Source organism: Thermococcus peptonophilus, from assembly GCF_001592435.1.
GTDB lineage: Archaea > Methanobacteriota_B > Thermococci > Thermococcales > Thermococcaceae > Thermococcus > Thermococcus peptonophilus.
Window position 1 is genome coordinate 1,785,405 of the sequence record NZ_CP014750.1, and the last position, 20,680, is coordinate 1,806,084.

Here is a 20,680-nt window from a genome sequence, read left to right on the forward strand (position 1 = left end):
AAAAATCAAGAGGCTAAGCCTTTTCCAGCCACGAACTTGACGAGTATGTAGTAGAACCCCAGTACAAGGGCTACGCCGACGACCGCCGAGAGTATGTATCCCATAGACGCGTGTAGCTTGTCCTCCCATCCAGGGACGTTGTAGTCGGGAAGTATGGCGTGGTTCCACGCGTCTGCAAGCTTTTCCATTCCCGGGAGCTTCTGACCAACCATGTGCTCTACTCTTGCTACGTCCCACTCGCCCCAGGCATCGTCGTAGTTCCAGACTAGGAGTATCCCTACTGGGGAGAGGATTATCAAAACGGCCACCAAGCTCAGAAACGCCTTGGTAACCCTGTCCATTTCCATCACCTCGTCCCAGCGATCGCCCGCATACCAAAGAGGTCGGGTCTGCTCCTCTTAACGTACCACACGACCGCAGCAGTTACCACGGCAGCCGCTGGTCCTGCAGTTACAAGGTGGGCTATCGCCATAGCTGGGACGGAGACACTCAGAGGATATGGGGAGTAACCGGGCTGAAGAAGGGGCTGAACACCAAGCTCGATTCCGGCTGCTATAGCGGCTGCTACTATGCCAACGTAAGCCCCTATACCCGCTGAAAGCACCTCGCTTATTCCTGCCTTTGTCAGGGCCTTGTAAGTGTAGTAGCCGACGAAGGGAAGGACAACTCCCATGTTGAAGACGTTGGCGGCGTAGCTTGTTATTCCACCATCGCCAAAGAAGAGGGCCTGTATAAGGAGGACTATCGTTAAGGCCACAGTTGCCGCCCATGGGTCAATGAGTATTGCTATTATTGTGCCTCCTACGATGTGTGCCGTTGTTCCCCCAGGAACCGGCAGGTTGTACATCATTACCAGAAATGCCAAGGCCGTTAAGACTCCCAACAGCGGCACCTGCGCAGGTTTTAGTTTCTTCAGCCACTTAAAGGCTTTGTACCATATTGGAACCATCACAGCGTAGAAAAACGCACAGGTGTATGGGCCCAGGTATCCATCGGGGATGTGCAATGCCAACACCTCCCAATTATTGGTGTATTATGTATCATCAATTTCTAAGATAGTGTTACCATATAAAAGTCTTTTCCAAAGATGTTGATACAAACAAAAGGTTTAGAACCCAAGTATGGGGGATTGGTATTAGAAGAAACAAAAACAAAAATTACATCAGAGGTAGCCCCTATCTTCCTCTTCCTGTGTTGACTGGGGCATTCCCTGCTCCAGCATCGCCCTCTGCATCTCCTGGACTTTCTGAAGTATCTCCTCGGTCTCCTTGGCACGCTCTTCGAGTGCGGTCATGTCGACCTCGATGCCGAGGATTTTAGTGACGGCGCTCAGGACTGCCTTAGCTGCCTTCGGGTCGACGATGTAGCCGAGGCTCTCACCTAGGAGACTTATGCCGTACATCGAGCGGAGCTTGCCCATGCCAAGGAGCAGGCCCGCGGCACCAACAATGGCTCCGCCCTCGTCCTCCCTCCAGATTACCTCAACTGAGCAACCCTCAAGCTTCTTTTTGTAGTATTCTACTAGCTCCTCGTGGGTTACAGCGGCGAGAACTCTCGGCTCGCCCTTCAGCTCCGGCACCTGGTAGCCGCCCATGGTTATTATCTCCCTAACGCCGAGCTCCTGGACGAGGTCTAGCATCTTTCCAACGACTTCGTAGTGGCCGGGACTGTCTGTTGGTGGAACCTGCTGGTCGCCGGTTATTATGATGAGGTCTCTGCCGTCCTCGTCGGGGTTAACCCAGTAGTAGAACTCGTTCTTCATTAGCTCGACTATCGAGCCCTTCTTGATGAGAACCTGGTGCATGAAGTGGGGGGAGTATAGCTCGGCGAACTTGACTGCTCCAAGCTCCTGAATGAGGTGGTCAGCCGCGAGCTTTCCAACGAGGCCTATCCCAGGAAGGCCTTCGATGAATACCGGGTCCCTCAGCTGGGGCCTCTCAAGCAGGTAAATCATCGTTTCCTTCATCTTCAAGACCTCCTACTAATACCAAGGAGTTCACGCTTAAGCCTCCGCCTGTACTCGCCGTACGGGTCTTCCGGCGAGAAGCGCGGGGGGTGAGCTACCTTGGTCTCGCTCCCGCAGACCGGGCAGACTTCCTTCAGCGTGTACCTCCCGCAGTTGGGGCACTTCCTTATCCTGAAGTGCATCAGGAACCCCTCTTCTTAACTTTCTTAATCCTCTTCTCCTTCCTTATCAGCGTCGCCTCTCCGCCCGCTTCCTTGATGACGCGGAGAATCTCCTCGGCTATGTCTTCCAGGACCTCTTCGGCCTTGTAGTAGTCTGGAGCGGTGATGTCGATCCTGTAGCGCGGCGCTCCCTGGTAGGAGAACTTGACCTCGATGTCCTTCTCCTTGTTTGCCCTGTCGCGGGCCTTTATGAGCGCCTCCTTGATTATCTCGATGCCGTTGGGCTTCGGAACGGTTATCTCAAACTCTGCATCTATAGTGACCGTCGGAATCTCGACGTAGGCCTCGATTATCGGCTTTAAAGCCTCAATCCACTCGTCGCTGATGAGTCCCTTAAGGACGTCCATCCCGTTCTGGGCCGCGTCCTCAAAGGCAGCATAAACCTCGCCGTACTCTTCCTCAAGCGGAACCCAGACCTCTCTCCAGGCCGTTTCGAAGTCCTTTCCGAGCTTTTCGGCAGCCATTTTAAGCAGGTTCTCTGCCTTCTGAGCCCTCTTGTACTCCTGGAGCTTTGCCTTCCTCTGCTGCTGGTTAACCCTCTTTAGGCTCAGGTCGATGTGTCCTTTCTCAGGGTCAACGCGGATGACCTTGGCGACTATCTTCTGTCCCTCTTTGAGGTAGTCCCTTATGTTCTTGACCCATGTGGGGGCTACCTCGCTTATGTGCATGAAGCCCTCCTTTCCGGGATACTCGTCAAGGGTGAGAAAGGCTCCGTAAGGGTGAATGTTCTTAACGGTTGCAACCACAAACTCTCCTTCCTCTGGGTACTCTTTAGCCTTCCTTGGCATTTCAATCACCTCAAAGTTTTCTCTCCGAGAAGATTAACGAGAAGAGGTTTTAAAAGTTTGGTGAAAAGGAAAGGAATCACTCAAGAACCTCAAGCACCTTAGCCTTGATGATGCCCTTTCCGCCGGTCGGTTCGACGAGAGTGGCGCCGCAGACCAGGCACCTGACGGGAGTGGCCGGGTGGCTGAAGACTATCTGCTCGTTGCCGCAGTCAATGCACTTAACGCGGAGGAACCTGCTCCTCGGCATCGGAATGAGGTTCTTCGGGAGGGCCATCGCATCACACCTCCACCAGCTCGAACTTCTTCACACGGAAGCCCTGTCCCCTGGTGTGGGCCTTTCCGCAGACGGTGCAGCGGAACCTGAGGTCGAGCTTCTTGACCGGCTTTTCCCTTCCAGCCGGGTTCGGCCTCGGGAAACCTGTGTAACCCTTGAGCTTTCTCCTGAACCTCCTCTGGCCCGCGCTCAGCTCGCTCCTCGGCCTCTTCTTAACCTTCTCGACCTTGTGAATGGTGTGTCTCTTACAAAACGGGCAGTACGTCCTTATCTGCTTCGGGTACTTCATTCCTCTCACCTCCGAGAGAGGCCCGGTGGGTTCCTACTTGCCTTCGGATACCCCCGAGCCATGAGGCATGATCGCCTGCAGGCATCGGTATGGGAAAGGCTTTAAAAAAGTTTTTCCACGGGGAAAAGTTTAAATACAAAATGTTATTAAAATCTCCTGGAGAGCCGGAGGAGGTGAGACCATGAAGCTTGCCGAGGCAGTCACAAACGTGAAAGAAGTCGAAAAGAAGGCCGAAAAGGAATACAAGGCCCTTCTCAAAACCCTGAAGAGCCCGGAGTACGCTGACCTCAGAGTCCTCCTTCTGAGGATGACCGTTGACACCATTCTCCACAGGAGGCTTGCAGAGGCACTCGAGAAGGCCTACAAAGAGGCCATAGAGCTGATCGAAGAGTTCGGATACGTTGACGTGCCTGAGACGCCCGAAACTGCCCCGAGGAACCAGGTGTCCAGCGGTCTCGTCCTGATACCGGGAATTCCGGCCGTTCATGTTGCCCCCTACGGGCTCCTTGGAAGCAGAATCCCGCCTGAGGATGCCCTCGAAGAGTTGCTCAAGAACCTTCCGGATAACGTGGCCATCCCACCCGAGAAGCTCAAGGAAATAAAGAGCAAGCTCGAAAAGCTCAGGGCCCTCTGCGAGAAAATGAGTGAGAACTACAGAATTCTTGAGCAGAACGCGGTTCACCCGGTCGTACAGGCCTTTGCGGAGAGCGCGAGGAAGAACGAGGAGCAGCACAAAGTTGTTGTTGACGGGCTGTTAAAGAGGTATTCGGAGGAGAAATGAGCTTCAGAGGCTCAGGATAAACGACACCACGAACGGAACTACCGCCGTAAGGATGAAGCCGTGGGCAAAGGCAACTAAAGTGGTTTTCCTTCCCCCGAATTTTGTTATTATCGGCAGGGTTGTGTCCATGGTCGTTGCCCCGCCCATGACTACTGCCTTCTCTGGCGGTATCCATTTTATGAGAATCGGATACAAGATTATAGTCAGGATTTCCCTAAGTAGGTTGCTCAAAAATCCTATGGCACCGTAGATTGCCGAGTACTGGGCTATCAGCGGACCAGTTATTGAGTACCACCCACACCCTGCACCTATTGCGAGTCCCCATTTCACGTTTATTCCGAGCATTAACGCCCCGACCGCCCCTCCAAGGAGAGATCCCAAAAGTGTCTCCGTCGGCAGGATGAGGGACTTCTTTCCGAGTTTTTTCAGCTCCTCTGCGTTGAGGCTCATACCCAGATCGACCCCTATGAGGAGTATAAGGAGATCGAGCATAATCTCGTAGGCGTTTCCAAAATCCAGGCCTAGGAAATGTCCAGTGAGCAGTCCAAGGACGAGAGAACCGAGCACAAGGTAGAGGAACCTCAAGTTTTCACCCCCAGAGCCAGCACCAGGCTCCCGAGAATCGTTAGAACCGCGAATACGAGGGAAGAAGCAAGGAGCCACAGGGCACTGACTTCAACGGTTCCAGTTTTTACGCCCAGGAAGAATATCATCAGGAGGAGAGCAACGCTTATGGCCGCGTCAACTTTCACTCTTTTTCCTGCTCTCCTCAGGAGGTAGCCAATTAACAGGCCTCCAAGCAGAAATACAAAGATGTTCATGGTCTTGAGAAACCGACTGCCATTAATAAAATTATCGAAGGGCTCGGAGGGTGTTCACGTCATCATCCTTCCTCAGAATGCTTGCTACTCGTCATTGCCCATGAAAAGTGCAGCCCATACTTTAAAACCCTTCCTGAAAAACGTTCGGTTTTGGAGTACTCAAAATCGTGCCAAGGTTTTTATGATGGATGTCTTAATGGTGGGTGGTGATTCACATGATCAAACCTTCCGAAAGGGCGATGGGCGTTGAGTACGCCATAAGGGATGTCGTCCTCCCGGCGAGAGAGCTTGAGAAAAAGGGCATTGAGGTAATCAGGCTCAACATAGGTGACCCCGGGAAGTACGACTTCCAGCCGCCGGAACACATGAAGGAGGCATACTGTAGGGCCATAAAAGAGGGTCACAACTACTACGGGCCGAGTGAGGGTTTACCTGAGATGAGGGAAGCTGTAGTTCAGCGCGAGAAGAGGAAGAACGGCGTGGACATCACCCCCGATGACGTCCGCGTCACAACTGCCGTCACCGAGGCACTTCAGCTCCTCTTTGGGGCACTTCTCGACCCGGGAGACAACATCTTGGTTCCAAGTCCGAGCTATCCCCCTTACACCGGTCTTGTCAAGTTCTACGGTGGAATTCCAAATGAGTACGAGACAATAGAGGAGAACGGCTGGCAGCCGGATATAGATGATATGAGAAAGCGCATAAACGAGAGGACTAAGGCGATAGCCGTTATCAACCCCAATAACCCCACAGGAGCGCTCTACGAGAAGAAGACCGTGAAAGAAATCCTCGAGCTGGCAGGTGAATACGACCTTCCCGTTATCAGCGACGAGATATACGACCTCATGACCTACGAGGGCAAGCACGTTTCACCGGGCTCGCTCACAAAGGACGTTCCTGTTATAGTTATGAACGGCCTCTCCAAGGTCTACTTCGCCACCGGCTGGCGCCTGGGCTACTTCTACTACATTGACCCCGAAAACAAGCTCGCTGAGGTCAGGGAGGCCGTTGACAAGCTTATGCGCATAAGAATATGCCCGAGCACCCCGGCACAGTTCGCGGCCATAGCCGGCCTAACGGGCCCGATGGACTACCTGGAAGAGTACATGAAGAAACTCAAGGAGAGGAGGGACTACATCTACAAGCGCCTCACCGAGATACCGGGAGTTAGCACCCAGAAGCCGCAGGGAGCGTTCTACATCTTCCCGAGGATAGAGGAGCGCTCCAAGTGGAAGAGCGACAAGGAGTTCGTCCTCGATGTCCTCCACGAGGCCCACGTTCTCTTCGTCCACGGCTCGGGCTTCGGAAGGGCAGGAAACTGGCACTTCCGCATAGTCTTCCTGCCGCCGGTTGAGATACTGGAGAAGGCAATGGACAGGTTCGAAGAGTTCATGAGAAAGAGGATGGCAGAGTGATTTTTCTCTCCCTTTTCATCCGCCAGAGACGACGGGGATTACCTCGACGTAAGCGCCGTCCTCTACTTTTTCTTCCTCTAGGGCGACCTTTCCATTCACCCTCGCTATGGCGCTCTCGGTGTTGAAGCCAACTTCTCTCAGGATGTCTGCTACGGTAACGCCCTTCTGCCACTCTATCTCCTTTTCTATTCCCCTTCCGAGGACCTTGACTTTTATCATCCCCACCACCGGTTCTTGGTTTGGAGATCACAATAAAAGCGTTTCTAGTGGAAAAGAACCGTCCTCTTGAAAACGTCCCTATGGTTTCCAAAGGCCTCGAACATCGCCCCTGAGTAGCTTTCCACCGCCATGTCGAGGAGCCTGTTCAGGTTCGAGTTTATCTCGTCGCTCATGGGCATGTAGAGCGGGGCCGGCTCGTAGTAGTCCATTCCTTTAAGGAGAGACGTTGAGAAGTACCAGAGGGTCTTTTTGATCTTCCTACCCCTCACTGGAGAAAAGCTCGCGTCTCCACCGCCAAAAGCCGCGTGGAGGATGATTATCTTCTCGATTTCTACGCCCCTTCTAAGGGCAATCCTCCTCTCGGAGCTCGATATGTCTACGATCCTGTACCCGCTCCTCGTGGTGTCCTGGTATTCCACCTTTATCCCGTAGATCTCCTCTATCTTCGGGTCGTATACCAGGACGTCGGTGCCCCCTATGACGAAAATCCTTCCGTCCCTTACGTCCACAACGGTGTTCTCTGTGCTCAGGACGGGCAGACCCTCAGAAAGGGCCAAGGCGGAAATCGTGCTCTTTCCGGTGTGAGGATACCCAACAAAGAGAACGGCTTTTCCGTTTTCGTTTATAACGCTGACAGAATCCGTGATGAAAATCCTGCCTTTCCTTGCACCAGCCCTCGCGGTTGCTTGGAGGAGGAAGAACACTGGGGCCTCGTTTTTGTACGCCTGCGGAACTGCGGATTCGAGCTTGTAGTAGTCTTTTGAATTGACATCGTAGAGGGAACTGAAGACCCTGAACTTCTCGCCCTTGAAGCGCTCGATGATTACGTTTGGGCGGGCATCACCACGCAGAACATCTGGAAGATAGCGCCTGGCAAAGGTTGTTTGAAAACCGTCCTCAAAACCGTCGTCAAGCTCCCCCTCGAAGAGTACTCCAACGCCCCCGACGCTGATCATCGCCATCGTTCATCATCTAGGGTGCGGGGTTATAAATCATTCGGAGAATTTTTATACCTCACGGCTAACTTCCTGAGAGGCCTATGGTTACGCTCATCATCGCTGAAAAGCCCAATGTCGCTAGAAAGATAGCCTACGCTTTAGCTGAAGGCAAGCCCGTGAGGAAGACAATCGGCAAGGTTAGCTATTATGAGTTCACGCGGGACGGAAAGAAGGTTATAGTCGCCCCGGCCGTTGGGCATCTCTTCTCCCTTGCTCCAAAAACCAAGACCTACGGCTACCCTGTTTTCGACATCGAGTGGGTTCCCGTCTATGTTGCTGAAAAGGGGAAGAGCTACGCGAAGGACTACATTAAAGCCCTTGCAACCCTCGCCAAGAGGGCTGATGAGTTCGTGGTTGCTTGCGACTACGACACTGAAGGAGAGGTGATAGGTTACACAGCCCTGAAGTACGCCTGCGGCGTTGATCCCTCAAAGGCCAAGCGCATGAAGTTCTCTGCCTTGACCAAGAAGGATCTCCTCAAGGCATGGTACAACATGGAACCGACGATAAACTTCGGGATGGCAGATGCAGGAATAGCCCGCCACGTTCTAGACTGGTACTGGGGCGTGAACCTTTCGAGGGCTTTGACATCTGCCATAAAGCGCGCGAGCGGGAAGTGGATGGTTCTCTCGACCGGTAGGGTTCAGGGGCCTACTCTTAAGTTCCTGGTTGAGAGGGAGAAGGAGATACAGAACTTCGAGCCTAAGCCCTACTGGGTCATAAAGATGCTCCTTGAAAAGAACGGGGAGCAGTACACGGCCGTCTATGAGAAAGAGAAAGTTTGGGACGAGGAAGAGGCCAAAAAGGTAGTGGCGGAGGCCAAGAAGGGACCTGCATTCGTTGAGAAAGTTGAAGTAAAACAGCAGAGGAGAAACCCGCCTGTCCCTTTCGACCTTGGAACCCTCCAGAGGGAGGCCTACTCGGCCTTCGGCTATTCTCCAAAGAAGACTTTAGACATCGCGCAGAAGCTTTATGAGCGCGGGATCTGCTCGTATCCACGCACAAGCTCCCAAAAGCTCCCCAAGAACCTGAACTTCCGCTCGATAATACAGAACTTAGCCAAACTGCCGGAGTACAAGCCCTTCGCCCACGAGCTTTTGGGCAAGGAAAACCTCAAGCCGGTAGAGGGAAAGAAGGACGATCCAGCTCACCCGGCTATATACCCAACGGGCGAGCTTCCAAAGCCAGGTGAGCTGACGAAGGACGAGCAGAACATCTATGACCTTGTCGTCAGGCGCTTTTTGGCGCTCTTCATGGAGCCAGCTGTGAGGGAGAGCATGAAGGTGATAATAAATTCCAACAACCACCGCTTCATCCTGGGCGGTGCGAGGACGCTCAAGGAGGGCTGGCTGAAGGTTTACGGGAAGTACGTCAAGTTTGACGAGGTTATTCTCCCGGCCTTTAAGGAGGGTGAAGCCGTAAAGGTCATCCAGATAAAGCGCGAGAAAAAGAAGACTAAGCCACCGGCTCGCTATTCTCCAGCGGCGGTCATAAAGAAGATGGAAGACCTCGGCATAGGCACAAAGGCCACTCGCGCTCAAATTCTTGAGACCCTTTACAGCAGAGGCTACATCGAGGGCAAGAAGAAGATCAAGGTAACTCCCCTCGGAATGCGTGTTGTTGAGGCCCTCGAAAAGAACGTTCCGGATATAGTCAGCGTTGAACTAACGAGGGCCTTCGAAGAGAAGATGGAGGAAATAATGGCAGGAAAGGCGAACAAAGACCAAGTCATCGAGGAGAGCAAGGAACAGCTGATAAAGATACTCCAGGTCTTCAAAGAAAAGGAGCTGGATATCGGCAAAATGCTCCTTGAGAGCACTGGAACCGGCGTAACGACGAGCAAAGAGGCCGCGAAGAAAGCGGGGGCGGTTAAAGATACCAACGACGAGGAAAAATCCGACGGCAAGGCTGGTGGGGGAACTACTCAAAAAGCCGAGAGGAAGCCCCTCGTCGTGGGTAAGTGCCCGAAGTGCGGCGGCGATCTCGTCATCCGCTACAACAGGAAGACAGGGAAGAGGTTTGTCGGCTGTTCAAACTGGCCGAAGTGTGATGTTACCTATCCAATCCTTCAGCGCGGGCAGGTTATCCCAACTGGAAAGACCTGCTGCAACGGTGCGCCCGTCGTAAAGATACGGGAGAAGGGCAGGGAATACGAGATATGCCTCGACATGAACTGCAAGGACTGGAAAAAGAAAGTGAACTAAAGCGCCGCCATCATGGATATCCCGAGAAGCAACCTGAAGAACCACAGCACTATGAACTCAACGGCTATTGCAATTAGGAAAGCTAGGGTAGCCTTGAACCAGTTGGTATCGAACACTACCTTTATCACCCAGATGTAGGCTATTATGCCAAGTATCCATCCGAGCAGTGGGATCATGAACAGGATTCCTGCCAGAATTCCGCCGCCAACGACGGCCACTATTGACTTCCCAAGGCTCGCTTTTTTAATCCCGGCCAACTCTGCACCAAGGTACAGAACAAAGCCCGCTATAACCAGTGCAATGAGTATGGCAGTTAGACCCACTACTCCCATTGTGAACATTCCAAGACCCATTGGCCCGTGCATGATACCACCCAATATTGTTTGGAGTTCGAGGCCTTAAACCTTTGCTAGATTAGTGCAGTCTAAGGAAAACATTTATCTGGGGAGGCATTACTTCCAAATATGCTGGACGCCGAACGCACGGTTAGGACATTGCTGGCAAACTCCGAGAGTGTTTTAAATGAACTCAGAAAACGGATTGCCGAGAACAACGTTACACTTGCTTTTCTCCTGGACATTCAGTCCCTCTTCGTCCTTGGCCTTGGAGATGCCAGTCTGTACGCTTTCGCATTAAACATGGACGACGTCGTTGAGGAATCCTACAAGTTCTTTCGCGAAGGATACTCTCTGATGAAGAAGAACGGCCTCTTAGTGAGCAACCCTGATCTTGACCTCCAGCTTGGTGTGTTGAAAAATTTAGATATAAAACGTGGTTTTTCACTTGACAGACGGCTTTCAATGCTCGGAAGCCCAAAGGAAATACAGGTGTGGGTGAACAGAATAATTAAGCTTCGCAATGCCCTTCATGGTGTTTTTCCGCGTGACCCTCTTAGGGAGCTTGGCTACGGAATGTCGAAGGATGACCGGAAGTTTCCGCTCCTCTTGAAAGCCGTCAGGAGGATTTATGGGATGAACCCTCCCACCGTTGAGGCTCTATCGAGACTGTTATACCTTGAGATGAAGCTGGGGCTTAAGCCTTCTAAACTGCCCTGTAAAGATGGTCTCTGTGAGGAGATCGCCTCGGTTGGGGACGTTGGGAACTTTGAAGTGGTGAGTTCGGGCGATGTTGAGCTCTACTACCGCTTCAAAGATAAGAAACACCTGGACGCCCCCTGGGGCCGGCTAACGATGGGGGAACCTGTTGAGGTAATCGTTTTCTCAAAGGAAAAGAAGAAGGGGTTCAGGCTGGTTAAAGAAGCTCCTTGAGGAGGTTGAGCCTCCTCTTGCTCATCAGAACCTTCGGGTGCTTCAGGAGGGTTTTTATGACTTCAACGTAGTCACCAGCAGCTATCTTCTCCGCGTCGGCGCCGCTGAGTAACTGGATGAACAGATCGAGGTCTTCATCAGTAAGCTTCTCCGTAACGCGCCTGACCTTGAGGACTTTTTCAAGTCTCTTTCCATCGGTCTCCCACCACTCCCTGGTGTAGTTCTGGAGGAGGGAGATGTTTTCCTCTTCGAGGGCCTTGACGATCCACTTGCTAGCTATCGTTCCTGCTTCCATTGCCTCGGCCATTCCACCGCCGTGCATCGGGTTTACCTGTCTGGCTGCGTCCCCAACGACGAGAACGTTGTCCTTGACGAGCTCCTTGACGAAGCCCCCAACGGGAACAACGCCGACATTCACCTCGAGGAGCTTCTTTGCGGGAATATTGTTCTCCTTCAGCCACTTGTCGAGGTAGTACTTGGCGGTCTTTGGATTGTCGGAGTTTATGCCTATGCCGACGTTGGCCCTGTCCTCGTCCTTCGGGAAGACCCAGACGTAACCCCTCGGGGCAATCTCGTTGCCGAACCAGAGATGGATTAAATCCGGGTCAAAGCCCTCTATGAGCATCTCGTACTCGTAGCTTGAGTCGAATTCGTGAGGTGGAGCGTAGGTGTTTATTCCGGCTTTCCTCGCTATGGTGCTCTCAACGCCGTCAGCCGCTACGATAATGTCAGCGTGAATCTCAACAGGCTCATCCTCGTGCTTGGCCTTGATTCCGACTATCTTGCCGTCCTTTTTTATGACGTCAAGGGCCTCAGTCCTCGCGAGGACGTCCGCACCGGCCTTAGCGGCGTAGTAAGCGAGCATCTTGTCAAAGACCTTCCTCTCAAGGATGACCCCACTGACTTCCTTGTAGCGCATTTCAAGCTCGTAGCCGCTGGGGGAGTAGAGCTTGGCTCCGTAGATCTCGCGGTTGATAAATCTCTTGTCGTAGGGGATGTCGTACTTATCAAAGACCTTAATGCTTATTCCCTCGGCGCACTGCTTGGGAGTGCCTATCGCCCACTTCTTGTCGATGAGAAGGACTGAGAAGCCAGCTTTAGCGACGTTTCTCGCAACTATGGGGCCAGCGATACCAGAACCGACCACAACAACGTCGTACTTCCAGGTCATTCGCTCACCTCCAGGGGTTCAGCGCTTAAAGCTCCAACGGGGCAGGCATTGATGCATATCCTGCAGCTTATGCACTTGTCCTGGATGAACTCCCAGCCGGTTGAATGCACCTCTATCGCGAGTGTCGGGCAGACGCCGGCACAACCGCCGCAGAGATAGCATTTATCTTCGTTCACAACCACTTTAATCTTCTCCGGCATCGGTTTCACCGCCCAGCTTCGCCTTCAGTCTTTCCTCATCAACCTCAATTACGCTGTCTTTTATTCTTAACGGTACGAATCTGTCCAGCTCCTCGGCCTTCTGCAGGACTTCCCTCTCCTTCAGGTTAAGCCTGTCTGAGAGCTCGTCAACTGTTGCCCTTCCGTTCAGGAGAACGTAGTGGAGAATTGCCAGCTGGGTCATGTCGCCGATCTCTTTGAGGTACGTGTCCTTTATTGATTTCATAAGCCTGTCCCTTCTGCTTTCGATAGCTCTAAGGGCTTCAAGAACTTTCTCAAGCTCTTTAGTAGCTCTCATGAACAGGTCTATCATCTCAAGGAGGTTTTCGGGGCTCTCCTTCAGCAGATCGAGGTTTATCTCTATCTCCCCACCATGTTCATCGCCTAGGTCAAGGCCGCGGTACCAGAAGATGTTTGGTGTTATCGTGGCGACGTACGTTTTTGAAATGTCGATGTTGTAGTACTTTCTCGCCGGGCCGATGAACGGGCCCTCTCTTTCGTAAGACTTCAAAATTCCCTCACGTTCCATGATTTTAAGGTGCTTTGCGACTGCCGTCGAGGAAACGCTCACCTTGCTGCTAAGAAAGCTGAAGTAGCACTCAGTACAGGTGAGGTGGCTTAGTAAATCTCTCCTAACTTTGTTCCCGAGTATGTAAAAGATGTCCGGTTCAGACATGCCCAACACCTGCCCAAATCTGTGACGTAAGGTTTATATAGTGAACATTCAACCTTAGGTTGCAAACCTGGGGATTCCAGGCTGAAGATGACTTCACACGGTTGGTTATAAACCTTTAGATGGAGGTGTTTGATATGGGACTCATTAGCGATGCCGACAAGAAGGTAATTAAGGAGGAGTTCTTCTCAAAGATGACTAACCCGGTTAAGCTCATCGTTTTCGTCGGGAAGGAGCACTGCCAGTACTGCGACCAGCTCAAGCAGCTCGTCCAGGAGCTTTCCGAGCTGAGCGACAAGCTGAGCTACGAGGTCGTTGACTTCGACACGGAGGAAGGCAAGAAGCTGGCCGAGCAGTACAGGATAGACCGTGCTCCAGCCACCACCATAACCCAGGACGGCAGGGATATGGGTGTTCGCTTCTTTGGCCTTCCAGCCGGCCATGAGTTCGGCGCCTTCCTTGAGGACATCGTTGATGTCAGCAACGGCACGACCGACCTCGCACCCGACACCAAGGAGGCAATTCACGGCGTTGATAAGGACGTCAGGATACTCGTCTTCGTCACACCCACCTGCCCGTACTGCCCTCTCGCCGTCAGGATGGCCCACAAGTTCGCCATCGAGAACACCCTGGCTGGAAAGGGCAAGATACTCGGCGATATGGTCGAGGCAATCGAGTACCCCGAGTGGGCCGATCAGTACAGCGTCATGGCAGTTCCGAAGATAGTCATCCAGGTGGACGGCGAGGACAAGATCCAGTTCGAGGGCGCTTATCCAGAAAAGATGTTCCTCGAGAAGCTCCTCGCTGCCCTCGAATGATTTTCCTATTTTTCTACTATGTATATTTTAGTCCATCATGGGACTCAAAACGGCCTCACAAGGGTTCTTAAACTTTACGCAACCGATATAAACCTTTTTCCTCCAGATACCACTCGAAAAGCTTATATATGGGAAGCATCAGGTGGTGGGTAGTGAATCGTTCTGTAAAAAACGTTAAGGGGGCAATTCTCGGTGGCGGCGAAAAAAGAGTTTAACATATTCGATCACGTGTTAGTTCCTGAGCATAGAGTCCTCAGCGAAGAGGAAAAAGAGGAGCTTCTCAGGAGGTACAGGATAAGGATATCCCAGCTTCCACAGATAAAAGCCTCTGATCCTGCCGTCGTTGCTCTCGGCGCAAAGCCAGGTGACGTTATCGAGATCAAAAGAAAGAGTCCCACGGCGGGCTATTACTACTACTACCGCCTTGTTGTGGAGGACTGATTTTGGGGTGAGACGTTATGAGCAGGGGAGTTACCGTAACCGAGCCCACTCTAACTCCTGATGAGCTCTGGCTTGTTATGGAGTCCTACTGGAAGGAGAAGGGATTCGTCAGGCAGCATCTGGATTCGTACAACGCTTTCATCGATCACGGCCTTCAGGATGTCGTAAACGAGTTCGGGGAAGTTGTTCCTGACATACCGAACTTCAAGGTCAAGTTCGGAAAGATCCGCGTGGGACAGCCCGAATTCCAGGAGGCTCAGGGGCAGAGGAGACCCCTCTACCCGATGGACGCCAGGATAAGAAACCTAACCTATTCTGCTCCGCTGTACCTTGAGATGATACCCGTCGTGAACGGGATTGAGCAGGAGCCCGTTGAGGTCAGGATTGGCGAGCTCCCGATAATGCTCAAGTCCAAAGCCTGCAGGCTCTACGGTCTGAGCGACGAGGAACTTATCAAGCTCGGCGAAGACCCGAAGGACCCGGGAGGATACTTTATCATCAACGGTTCTGAGAGGGTTATAGTTTCTATCGAAGACCTCGCCCCAAACAAGACCCTCGTTGAGAGGGATGAGAGGCAAAACAAGGTCGTTGCCAAGGTCTTCTCATACAGGCACGGCTACAGAGCTCTCATTACCGTTGAGAGGAAGAAGGACGGTATTCTCTACGTCACGATACCGAACGTTCCAAAGCCTGTCAAGTTCGTCTATGTAATGCGCGCCCTCGGTCTTCTCACCGATAAGGAGATCGTCGAGGCAGTCAGCGACGACCCGAGGATACAGCAGGTTCTCTTCGACAACCTCGAGGACGCGAGCGACATAAGCACCCAGGAGGAGGCCCTCGACTACATCGGCAGGCTCTCCCTTCCGGGGCAGCCCAAGGAGTACAGGCTCAGGAGGGCCGAGCACATCATAGACAACAACCTTCTCCCGCACATGGGGGTTGAACCCGAGAACAGGCGCGCCAAGGCTTACTACCTCGGCATGATGGCCCTCAAAGTCCTCGAACTTTCACTCGGTCTACGCGGCGAGGACGACAAAGACCACTACGCCAACAAGAGGCTTAAGCTTGCTGGAGACCTTCTCAAAGACCTCTTCCGTGTCGCCTTTGGCCAGCTAGTCAAGGACATGCAGTACCAGATGACCAAAACCTATCAGAGGAAGGGTGAGAGATACACCTTTGAAAACATCCAGCGCTTTGTCAGGAACTCGATAAGGCCCGACGTCCTGAGCGAGAGGATTGAGCACGCATTAGCTACCGGCTCCTGGCCGGGCGGAAGGACGGGTGTCAGCCAGCTTCTCGACAGGACCAACTACATGTCCACGCTCTCCCACCTCAGGCGCGTCACCTCTCCGCTCAGCAGGGATCAGCCTCACTTCGAGGCCCGTGACCTTCACGGAACCCACTGGGGCAGGATATGTCCGACCGAGACGCCGGAAGGCCCTAACTGTGGTCTCGTTAAGAACCTGGCATTGATGGCCCAGATAACCACTGGAATTCCCGAGGAGGAAGTTAGAGAGTACCTCATGAAGATGGGCATAGTGCCCATAGAGGAGAGAAGGCCCGCCCCTGGTCTGTACCGTGTTTACCTTAACGGTGTCCTCATCGGAACGGTTGAAGACGGCAGAAAGCTCGTTGAGAAGATAAGAGCCGATAGAAGGGCTGGAAAGATAAGCGACGTCATTAACGTTGCCCTCTACGAGGAAGAGGAAGTCAGGGAAGTTTACATAAACAGCGATGACGGTAGGGTTAGAAGGCCCCTCATCGTCGTCGAGAACGGAGAGCCGAAGCTCACAAGGGAGCACGTCGAGGGCATAAAGAACGGCACCCTCACCTGGAGCGACCTCATCAGGAGGGGCGTCATCGAGTACTTGGATGCAGAGGAAGAAGAAAACGCCTACGTGGCAACGTGGCCGTGGGAAGTGACCGAGGAGCACACTCACCTTGAACTCATGCCTGCTGCTATCCTCGGTATTCCAGCTTCACTCGTCCCATATCCGGAGCACAACGCCGCTCCGCGTAACACTTATGGAGCGGGTATGGCCAAGCAGAGCCTTGGCCTCGGCTGGGCCAACTTCAGGATCAGGGTCGACACCCGCGGTCACCTCATGCACTACCCGCAGGTTCCGCTCGTCAACTCGAGGATAATGAAGGCCGTCGGATTCGAGGACAGACCCGCAGGTCAGAACTTCGTAGTGGCGGTTCTCAGCTACCACGGATACAACATGGAGGATGCAGTCATAATCAACAAAGCCTCAATAGAGCGTGGACTGGCTAGGTCAACATTCTTCAGAACCTATGAGGCCGAGGAGAAGCGCTACCTCGGTGGTCAGAAGGACAACTTCGAGGTTCCGTCACCAAACATCCAGGGATATCTCGGTGAGAAGTATTACCGCCACCTCGATGAGGACGGTCTCATCTTCCCCGAGTCAAAGGTCGAGGGTAAGGACGTCCTCGTTGGGAGGACCTCTCCGCCGAGGTTCATTGAGGAGCAGAGCAGCCTCGGCTCAATGGTTCTCCAGGGAAGGAGAGAAACGAGCGTCACCGTCAGGCCGAGCGAGAAGGGTGTGGTTGATAAGGTTATAGTCACCGAGACTGGCGACGGAACGAAGCTTGTCAAGGTCACCGTGAGAGACCTCCGTATCCCGGAGCTGGGTGACAAGTTCGCCTCAAGGCACGGCCAGAAGGGTGTTATAGGACTCATCGTCCCGCAGGAGGACATGCCCTGGACCGAGAGCGGAATCGTTCCAGACCTCATCGTCAACCCGCACGGTATTCCGAGCCGTATGACCGTTGGACAGTTGATTGAGGCCATAGGTGGTAAAGTAGCTGCTCTTAAGGGTAGGCGCGTTGATGGTACAGCCTTCATCGGTGAGCCCGAGGAGAAGCTTAGGAAGGAACTTGAGGAGCTCGGCTTCAAGCACAGCGGAAGGGAGGTCATGTACGACGGCATAACCGGAAGAAGGCTTGAGGCGGACATCTTCATCGGCGTCATCTACTACCAGAGGCTCCACCACATGGTAGCGGACAAGATGCACGCACGCTCACGCGGTCCGGTTCAGGTTCTCACCAAGCAGCCGACCGAGGGAAGGGCCAGGGAAGGTGGTCTCAGGTTCGGTGAGATGGAGAGAGATGTCCTCATCGGCCACGGCGCTGCCATGCTGCTCATCGAGCGTCTCCTTGAGGAGAGCGATAAGACTGAGGTCTGGGTCTGTGAGAACTGCGGACACATCGCACTAGAGGACAAGCGCAGAGGAAAAGTCTACTGTCCTGTCTGTGGTGAGGACGAGAGGATAAGCAAGGTCGAGATGAGCTACGCCTTCAAACTGTTGCTGGATGAGCTGAAGGCGATGGTTATTAGGCCGTCCCTCAGGCTGAAGGATAGGGTGTGAGAGCCATGCAGTCGATGAAAAAGGTCATCGGGAGTATTGAGTTCGGTATCCTCTCACCTCAGGAAATCAGAAAGATGAGTGCCGCCGAGATAACTGTTCCAGATACATACGACGATGACGGTTACCCGATAGAAGGCGGACTGATGGACAAGAGGCTTGGTGTCATAGACCCCGGTCTTCGCTGTGAAACCTGCGGAGCCAGGGCGGGTGAGTGTCCGGGTCACTTCGGCCACATCGAGCTCGCCAGACCGGTTATTCACGTCGGCTTTGCCAAGACCATCCATCGTGTCCTGGAGAGCACGTGCCGCGAGTGTGGAAGGATAAAGCTCACCGATGAGGAGATAGAGGAGTACATGCAGAAGTTCGAGGTAATGGGTGACCGGAAGGGGGCTGTTGACAAGCTCATCAAGGAGATACACAAGAAGGCCAAAGAGAGAATGGTCTGCCCGCACTGTGGAGCACCGCAGTTCCCCATCAAGTTCGAAAGACCGACCATCTACTGGGAGCTTAGGAAGGACGAGGAGGGCAACGAGTACAAGCACAGGATGATGCCGAGCGAGGTCCGCGAGAGGCTCGAAAAGATACCCGACAAGGATCTTCCCTTACTTGGACTCCACCCCGAAAAGTCCAGGCCCGAGTGGATGGTTCTTACAGTCCTTCCAGTCCCGCCCGTTACAATGAGGCCGTCAATTACGCTCGAAAGCGGCATCCGCGCCGAGGACGACCTCACTCACAAGCTGGTAGATATAATCCGTATCAACAACCGCCTCAAGTCCAACATCGAGGCAGGAGCACCCCAGCTGATCATCGAAGACCTCTGGGACCTCCTTCAGTACCACGTCACCACCTACATCAACAACGAAACATCTGGAGTCCCACCTGCGAAGCACAAGAGCGGGAGACCGCTTAAAACCCTTGCCCAGCGTCTCAAAGGTAAGGAGGGCCGCTTCCGTGGAAACCTCAGCGGTAAACGCGTCAACTTCTCCGCCCGTACAGTCATCAGCCCCGACCCGATGATAAGCATCAACGAGGTCGGCGTCCCGCTCGCGGTCGCTATGGAGCTCACTGTTCCCGAGAAGGTTACCGAGTTCAACTATGAGAAGCTCAAGCAGAGGGTTCTTAACGGGCCCGAGAAGTATCCGGGTGCTAACTATGTCATCGATCCCGAGGGAAGGAGAATTCGCCTGATGGAGAGCAACCGCGAGCTCATCGCTGAGAAGCTCGACATCGGCTGGACCGTCGAGAGACACCTTGAGGACGGCGACATCGTCCTGTTCAACCGTCAGCCATCGCTTCACAGGATGTCCATCATGGCCCACCGCGTTAGGGTCATGCCCTACAGAACCTTCCGCCTCAACCTCCCTGTCTGTCCGCCCTACAACGCCGACTTCGACGGTGACGAGATGAACCTCCACGTGCCCCAGACCGAGGAGGCGCAGGCGGAGGCAAAGATACTCATGGAAGTTCAGAACCACATCATCTCTCCGAGGTATGGTGGCCCGCTCATCGCAGGAATCCAGGACCACATTTCGGGTGGCTACCTCCTCACCAGGGAGGGCGCCTACTTCACCCGCTACGAGGTTGAGCAGATGCTCATGTTCGCAGGCATAGAGGTGAGCAAGCTCCCCGAGCCGGACAAGTACGAGAACGGCGAGCCCCTCTGGAGCGGAAAGACGATATTCTCTCTCCTCCTTCCGGATGATCTGACGATCTGGTACAGGAACAAGCTCTGCGACGAACCTGACAGGTGCGAGGCTCTTGAGAAGCTCATCGAGGAGAAGCTCATCCCAGATCCGGAGGAAGTGAGGAAGCTCGCCTACGACGGCTTCGTTTACATCCAGAACGGAAAGCTCCTGAGCGGTGCTGTGGACAAGAAGGCCTACGGAAGGGAGGACGGAAAGCTCCTCGACATCATAGTTAGGGAGTACGGCGTCGAGAGGGCCAGGCAGTTCCTCGACCAGGTTACCAAGCTGACCATCTGGGTAATCACCCACAAGGGCTTCACGACTGCCATTGACGACGAAGACCTTCCGCAGGAAGCCATAGACAGGATACACGAGATAATCCGCGAGGCTGAGGAGAAAGTCCAGAGACTCATAGAGGCCTACCAGAGAGGAGAGCTTGAACCCCTGCCAGGTAAGACCCTTGAGGAGACCCTTGAGAGCAAGATTATGGCAGTTCTCGCCGAGGCCCGTGACAACGCCGGTAAGGTCGCCGAGCGCTATCTCGGTATGAACAATCACGCAGTTATCATGGCCAAGACCGGAGCAAGGGGTAAGATACTCAACATCACCCAGATGGCCGCTATGCTCGGCCAGCAGTCTATCCGTGGAAAGCGTCTCTATCGCGGCTACCGTGGAAGGGTTCTCACCCACTTCAAGCCCGGCGACCTCGGTGCAAGGGCACGGGGGTTCGTCACGAACTCATACAAGAGCGGTCTAACGCCGCAGGAATACTTCTTCCACGCCATGGGTGGTAGGGAAGGTCTCGTTGATACTGCAGTTAGAACCGCCCAGAGCGGTTACATGCAGAGGAGGCTCATAAACGCCCTCCAGGACCTCAAGGTGGACTACGACGGAACGGTAAGAGACCCAACGGGAATCATCGTTCAGTTCAAGTACGGTGAGGACGGCGTTGACCCGATGAAGAGCTGGCAGGGCAAGACCGTTGATGTTGATAGAGTCATTGTAAGAACCCTGCTCAAGATGAGGGGAGGAGGTGAGTGA

23 protein-coding genes are annotated in these 20,680 nt (G+C 53.5%); 8 read left to right on the forward strand and 15 right to left on the reverse strand.

Features of this window, described 5'->3' with window-relative positions; translation table 11 throughout:
• Positions 1–5: 5 nt before the first annotated feature.
• The 7 genes from A0127_RS09715 to A0127_RS09745 form a co-directional block, all read right to left on the reverse strand.
• Entirely contained in the window at positions 6–347 is a 342-nt protein-coding gene (locus tag A0127_RS09715) for a PDGLE domain-containing protein (RefSeq protein WP_231855764.1), read from the reverse strand.
• On the reverse strand, positions 347–1,012 hold the full coding sequence (gene cbiM / locus A0127_RS09720) for a cobalt transporter CbiM (RefSeq protein WP_231855765.1): 666 nt from the start codon (positions 1,010–1,012) through the stop codon (positions 347–349). Before cbiM ends, A0127_RS09715 begins: the two co-directional genes overlap by 1 nt.
• A gap of 150 nt (positions 1,013–1,162) precedes the next feature.
• Positions 1,163–1,966 carry a proteasome assembly chaperone family protein gene (locus A0127_RS09725; protein ID WP_062390707.1) on the reverse strand — a complete coding sequence of 268 codons (804 nt, stop codon included), beginning with the start codon at positions 1,964–1,966 and terminating at the stop codon, positions 1,163–1,165.
• A gap of 2 nt (positions 1,967–1,968) precedes the next feature.
• A complete protein-coding gene (locus tag A0127_RS09730) occupies positions 1,969–2,148 on the reverse strand; it encodes an RNA-protein complex protein Nop10 (protein WP_062390708.1) in 180 nt (59 codons plus the stop codon).
• A complete protein-coding gene (locus tag A0127_RS09735) occupies positions 2,148–2,975 on the reverse strand; it encodes a translation initiation factor IF-2 subunit alpha (protein WP_062390710.1) in 828 nt (275 codons plus the stop codon). The genes A0127_RS09730 and A0127_RS09735 overlap by 1 nt, the downstream gene beginning before the upstream one ends.
• A 76-nt stretch (positions 2,976–3,051) precedes the next feature.
• On the reverse strand, positions 3,052–3,249 hold the full coding sequence (locus A0127_RS09740; RefSeq protein WP_011250050.1) for a 30S ribosomal protein S27e: 198 nt from the start codon (positions 3,247–3,249) through the stop codon (positions 3,052–3,054).
• A gap of 4 nt (positions 3,250–3,253) precedes the next feature.
• Positions 3,254–3,538 carry a 50S ribosomal protein L44e gene (locus A0127_RS09745; protein WP_011250049.1) on the reverse strand — a complete coding sequence of 95 codons (285 nt, stop codon included), beginning with the start codon at positions 3,536–3,538 and terminating at the stop codon, positions 3,254–3,256.
• Positions 3,539–3,719: 181 nt separating this feature from the next.
• On the opposite strand from A0127_RS09745, the gene A0127_RS09750 reads away from it, so the two are divergent.
• Positions 3,720–4,319, forward strand: a complete 600-nt coding sequence (locus A0127_RS09750) for a hypothetical protein (RefSeq protein WP_062390712.1) — start codon at positions 3,720–3,722, stop codon at positions 4,317–4,319.
• Positions 4,320–4,322: 3 nt separating this feature from the next.
• On the opposite strand, the gene A0127_RS09755 is transcribed toward A0127_RS09750, so the two are convergent.
• Together A0127_RS09755 and A0127_RS09760 are read right to left on the reverse strand one after the other, a co-directional pair.
• Positions 4,323–4,904, reverse strand: coding sequence for a lysine exporter LysO family protein (locus A0127_RS09755; protein ID WP_062390714.1), 582 nt, complete (start codon positions 4,902–4,904; stop codon positions 4,323–4,325).
• A complete protein-coding gene (locus A0127_RS09760) occupies positions 4,901–5,140 on the reverse strand; it encodes a hypothetical protein (protein ID WP_062390716.1) in 240 nt (79 codons plus the stop codon). The genes A0127_RS09755 and A0127_RS09760 overlap by 4 nt, the downstream gene beginning before the upstream one ends.
• A gap of 215 nt (positions 5,141–5,355) precedes the next feature.
• Here A0127_RS09760 and A0127_RS09765 point away from each other — a divergent pair, with 215 nt between their 5' ends.
• Positions 5,356–6,555, forward strand: a complete 1,200-nt coding sequence (locus A0127_RS09765; protein WP_062390717.1) for a pyridoxal phosphate-dependent aminotransferase — start codon at positions 5,356–5,358, stop codon at positions 6,553–6,555.
• A 15-nt stretch (positions 6,556–6,570) separates the two neighbouring features.
• Here the strand turns inward: A0127_RS09765 and A0127_RS09770 are convergent, their stop codons facing one another.
• The gene (locus tag A0127_RS09770) at positions 6,571–6,774 is read right to left on the reverse strand and encodes a MoaD/ThiS family protein (protein WP_062390718.1); all 204 of its coding nucleotides are present in this window, start codon (positions 6,772–6,774) and stop codon (positions 6,571–6,573) included.
• 44 nt (positions 6,775–6,818) lie between these two features.
• Positions 6,819–7,730, reverse strand: coding sequence for a hypothetical protein (locus tag A0127_RS09775; RefSeq protein ID WP_062390931.1), 912 nt, complete (start codon positions 7,728–7,730; stop codon positions 6,819–6,821).
• Between the two features lie 83 nt (positions 7,731–7,813).
• Between A0127_RS09775 and topA the strand changes: the two genes are divergently transcribed.
• Positions 7,814–9,976 carry a DNA topoisomerase I gene (topA, locus tag A0127_RS09780; RefSeq protein WP_062390719.1) on the forward strand — a complete coding sequence of 721 codons (2,163 nt, stop codon included), beginning with the start codon at positions 7,814–7,816 and terminating at the stop codon, positions 9,974–9,976.
• Here the strand turns inward: topA and A0127_RS09785 are convergent.
• The gene (locus A0127_RS09785) at positions 9,973–10,341 is read right to left on the reverse strand and encodes a hypothetical protein (protein ID WP_054841472.1); all 369 of its coding nucleotides are present in this window, start codon (positions 10,339–10,341) and stop codon (positions 9,973–9,975) included. The genes topA and A0127_RS09785 overlap by 4 nt on opposite strands.
• A gap of 99 nt (positions 10,342–10,440) precedes the next feature.
• On the opposite strand from A0127_RS09785, the gene A0127_RS09790 reads away from it, so the two are divergent.
• Positions 10,441–11,244: a hypothetical protein gene (locus tag A0127_RS09790; RefSeq protein ID WP_062390720.1), complete on the forward strand. Its 804-nt coding sequence runs from the start codon at positions 10,441–10,443 to the stop codon at positions 11,242–11,244.
• Here the strand turns inward: A0127_RS09790 and A0127_RS09795 are convergent.
• From A0127_RS09795 to surR, 3 genes are read right to left on the reverse strand one after another with little or no spacing between them, the layout of a single operon-like run.
• Entirely contained in the window at positions 11,228–12,415 is a 1,188-nt protein-coding gene (locus A0127_RS09795) for a geranylgeranyl reductase family protein (RefSeq protein ID WP_062390721.1), read from the reverse strand. The two genes, A0127_RS09790 and A0127_RS09795, sit on opposite strands and share 17 nt — an antisense overlap.
• Complete coding sequence (locus A0127_RS09800; protein WP_062390722.1) at positions 12,412–12,615, reverse strand: DUF362 domain-containing protein; 204 nt, start codon at positions 12,613–12,615, stop codon at positions 12,412–12,414. Before A0127_RS09800 ends, A0127_RS09795 begins: the two co-directional genes overlap by 4 nt.
• Positions 12,599–13,309, reverse strand: coding sequence for a sulfur metabolism transcriptional regulator SurR (gene surR / locus A0127_RS09805; protein ID WP_062390723.1), 711 nt, complete (start codon positions 13,307–13,309; stop codon positions 12,599–12,601). The genes A0127_RS09800 and surR overlap by 17 nt, the downstream gene beginning before the upstream one ends.
• A 134-nt stretch (positions 13,310–13,443) precedes the next feature.
• Between surR and pdo the strand changes: the two genes are divergently transcribed.
• The 4 genes from pdo to A0127_RS09825 all read left to right on the forward strand — a co-directional run bounded on the left by pdo (position 13,444) and on the right by A0127_RS09825 (position 20,680).
• Positions 13,444–14,124 (forward strand): protein disulfide oxidoreductase, encoded by a 681-nt coding sequence (pdo, locus tag A0127_RS09810; protein WP_062390725.1) that lies wholly within the window; start codon positions 13,444–13,446, stop codon positions 14,122–14,124.
• A gap of 192 nt (positions 14,125–14,316) precedes the next feature.
• Positions 14,317–14,565: a DNA-directed RNA polymerase subunit H gene (locus tag A0127_RS09815; RefSeq protein ID WP_062390726.1), complete on the forward strand. Its 249-nt coding sequence runs from the start codon at positions 14,317–14,319 to the stop codon at positions 14,563–14,565.
• A 17-nt stretch (positions 14,566–14,582) separates the two neighbouring features.
• Complete coding sequence (locus A0127_RS09820) at positions 14,583–17,954, forward strand: DNA-directed RNA polymerase subunit B (protein ID WP_062390728.1); 3,372 nt, start codon at positions 14,583–14,585, stop codon at positions 17,952–17,954.
• A gap of 5 nt (positions 17,955–17,959) precedes the next feature.
• A complete protein-coding gene (locus A0127_RS09825) occupies positions 17,960–20,680 on the forward strand; it encodes a DNA-directed RNA polymerase subunit A' (RefSeq protein ID WP_062390729.1) in 2,721 nt (906 codons plus the stop codon).

Excerpts from the sequence above, each read along its gene's own strand:
- A0127_RS09715 (WP_231855764.1), bottom strand. The coding sequence starts at position 347 with ATGGAAATGGACAGGGTTACCAAGGCGTTTCTGAGCTTGGTGGCCGTT.
- A0127_RS09725 (WP_062390707.1), bottom strand. The coding sequence starts at position 1,966 with ATGAAGGAAACGATGATTTACCTGCTTGAGAGGCCCCAGCTGAGGGAC.
- A0127_RS09730 (WP_062390708.1), bottom strand. The coding sequence starts at position 2,148 with ATGCACTTCAGGATAAGGAAGTGCCCCAACTGCGGGAGGTACACGCTG.
- A0127_RS09735 (WP_062390710.1), bottom strand. The coding sequence starts at position 2,975 with ATGCCAAGGAAGGCTAAAGAGTACCCAGAGGAAGGAGAGTTTGTGGTT.
- A0127_RS09740 (WP_011250050.1), bottom strand. The coding sequence starts at position 3,249 with ATGGCCCTCCCGAAGAACCTCATTCCGATGCCGAGGAGCAGGTTCCTC.
- A0127_RS09745 (WP_011250049.1), bottom strand. The coding sequence starts at position 3,538 with ATGAAGTACCCGAAGCAGATAAGGACGTACTGCCCGTTTTGTAAGAGA.
- A0127_RS09750 (WP_062390712.1), top strand. The coding sequence starts at position 3,720 with ATGAAGCTTGCCGAGGCAGTCACAAACGTGAAAGAAGTCGAAAAGAAG.
- A0127_RS09760 (WP_062390716.1), bottom strand. The coding sequence starts at position 5,140 with ATGAACATCTTTGTATTTCTGCTTGGAGGCCTGTTAATTGGCTACCTC.
- A0127_RS09765 (WP_062390717.1), top strand. The coding sequence starts at position 5,356 with ATGATCAAACCTTCCGAAAGGGCGATGGGCGTTGAGTACGCCATAAGG.
- A0127_RS09770 (WP_062390718.1), bottom strand. The coding sequence starts at position 6,774 with ATGATAAAAGTCAAGGTCCTCGGAAGGGGAATAGAAAAGGAGATAGAG.
- A0127_RS09775 (WP_062390931.1), bottom strand. The coding sequence starts at position 7,730 with ATGATCAGCGTCGGGGGCGTTGGAGTACTCTTCGAGGGGGAGCTTGAC.
- topA (WP_062390719.1), top strand. The coding sequence starts at position 7,814 with ATGGTTACGCTCATCATCGCTGAAAAGCCCAATGTCGCTAGAAAGATA.
- A0127_RS09785 (WP_054841472.1), bottom strand. The coding sequence starts at position 10,341 with ATGCACGGGCCAATGGGTCTTGGAATGTTCACAATGGGAGTAGTGGGT.
- A0127_RS09790 (WP_062390720.1), top strand. The coding sequence starts at position 10,441 with ATGCTGGACGCCGAACGCACGGTTAGGACATTGCTGGCAAACTCCGAG.
- A0127_RS09795 (WP_062390721.1), bottom strand. The coding sequence starts at position 12,415 with ATGACCTGGAAGTACGACGTTGTTGTGGTCGGTTCTGGTATCGCTGGC.
- A0127_RS09800 (WP_062390722.1), bottom strand. The coding sequence starts at position 12,615 with ATGCCGGAGAAGATTAAAGTGGTTGTGAACGAAGATAAATGCTATCTC.
- surR (WP_062390723.1), bottom strand. The coding sequence starts at position 13,309 with ATGTCTGAACCGGACATCTTTTACATACTCGGGAACAAAGTTAGGAGA.
- pdo (WP_062390725.1), top strand. The coding sequence starts at position 13,444 with ATGGGACTCATTAGCGATGCCGACAAGAAGGTAATTAAGGAGGAGTTC.
- A0127_RS09820 (WP_062390728.1), top strand. The coding sequence starts at position 14,583 with ATGAGCAGGGGAGTTACCGTAACCGAGCCCACTCTAACTCCTGATGAG.
- A0127_RS09825 (WP_062390729.1), top strand. The coding sequence starts at position 17,960 with ATGCAGTCGATGAAAAAGGTCATCGGGAGTATTGAGTTCGGTATCCTC.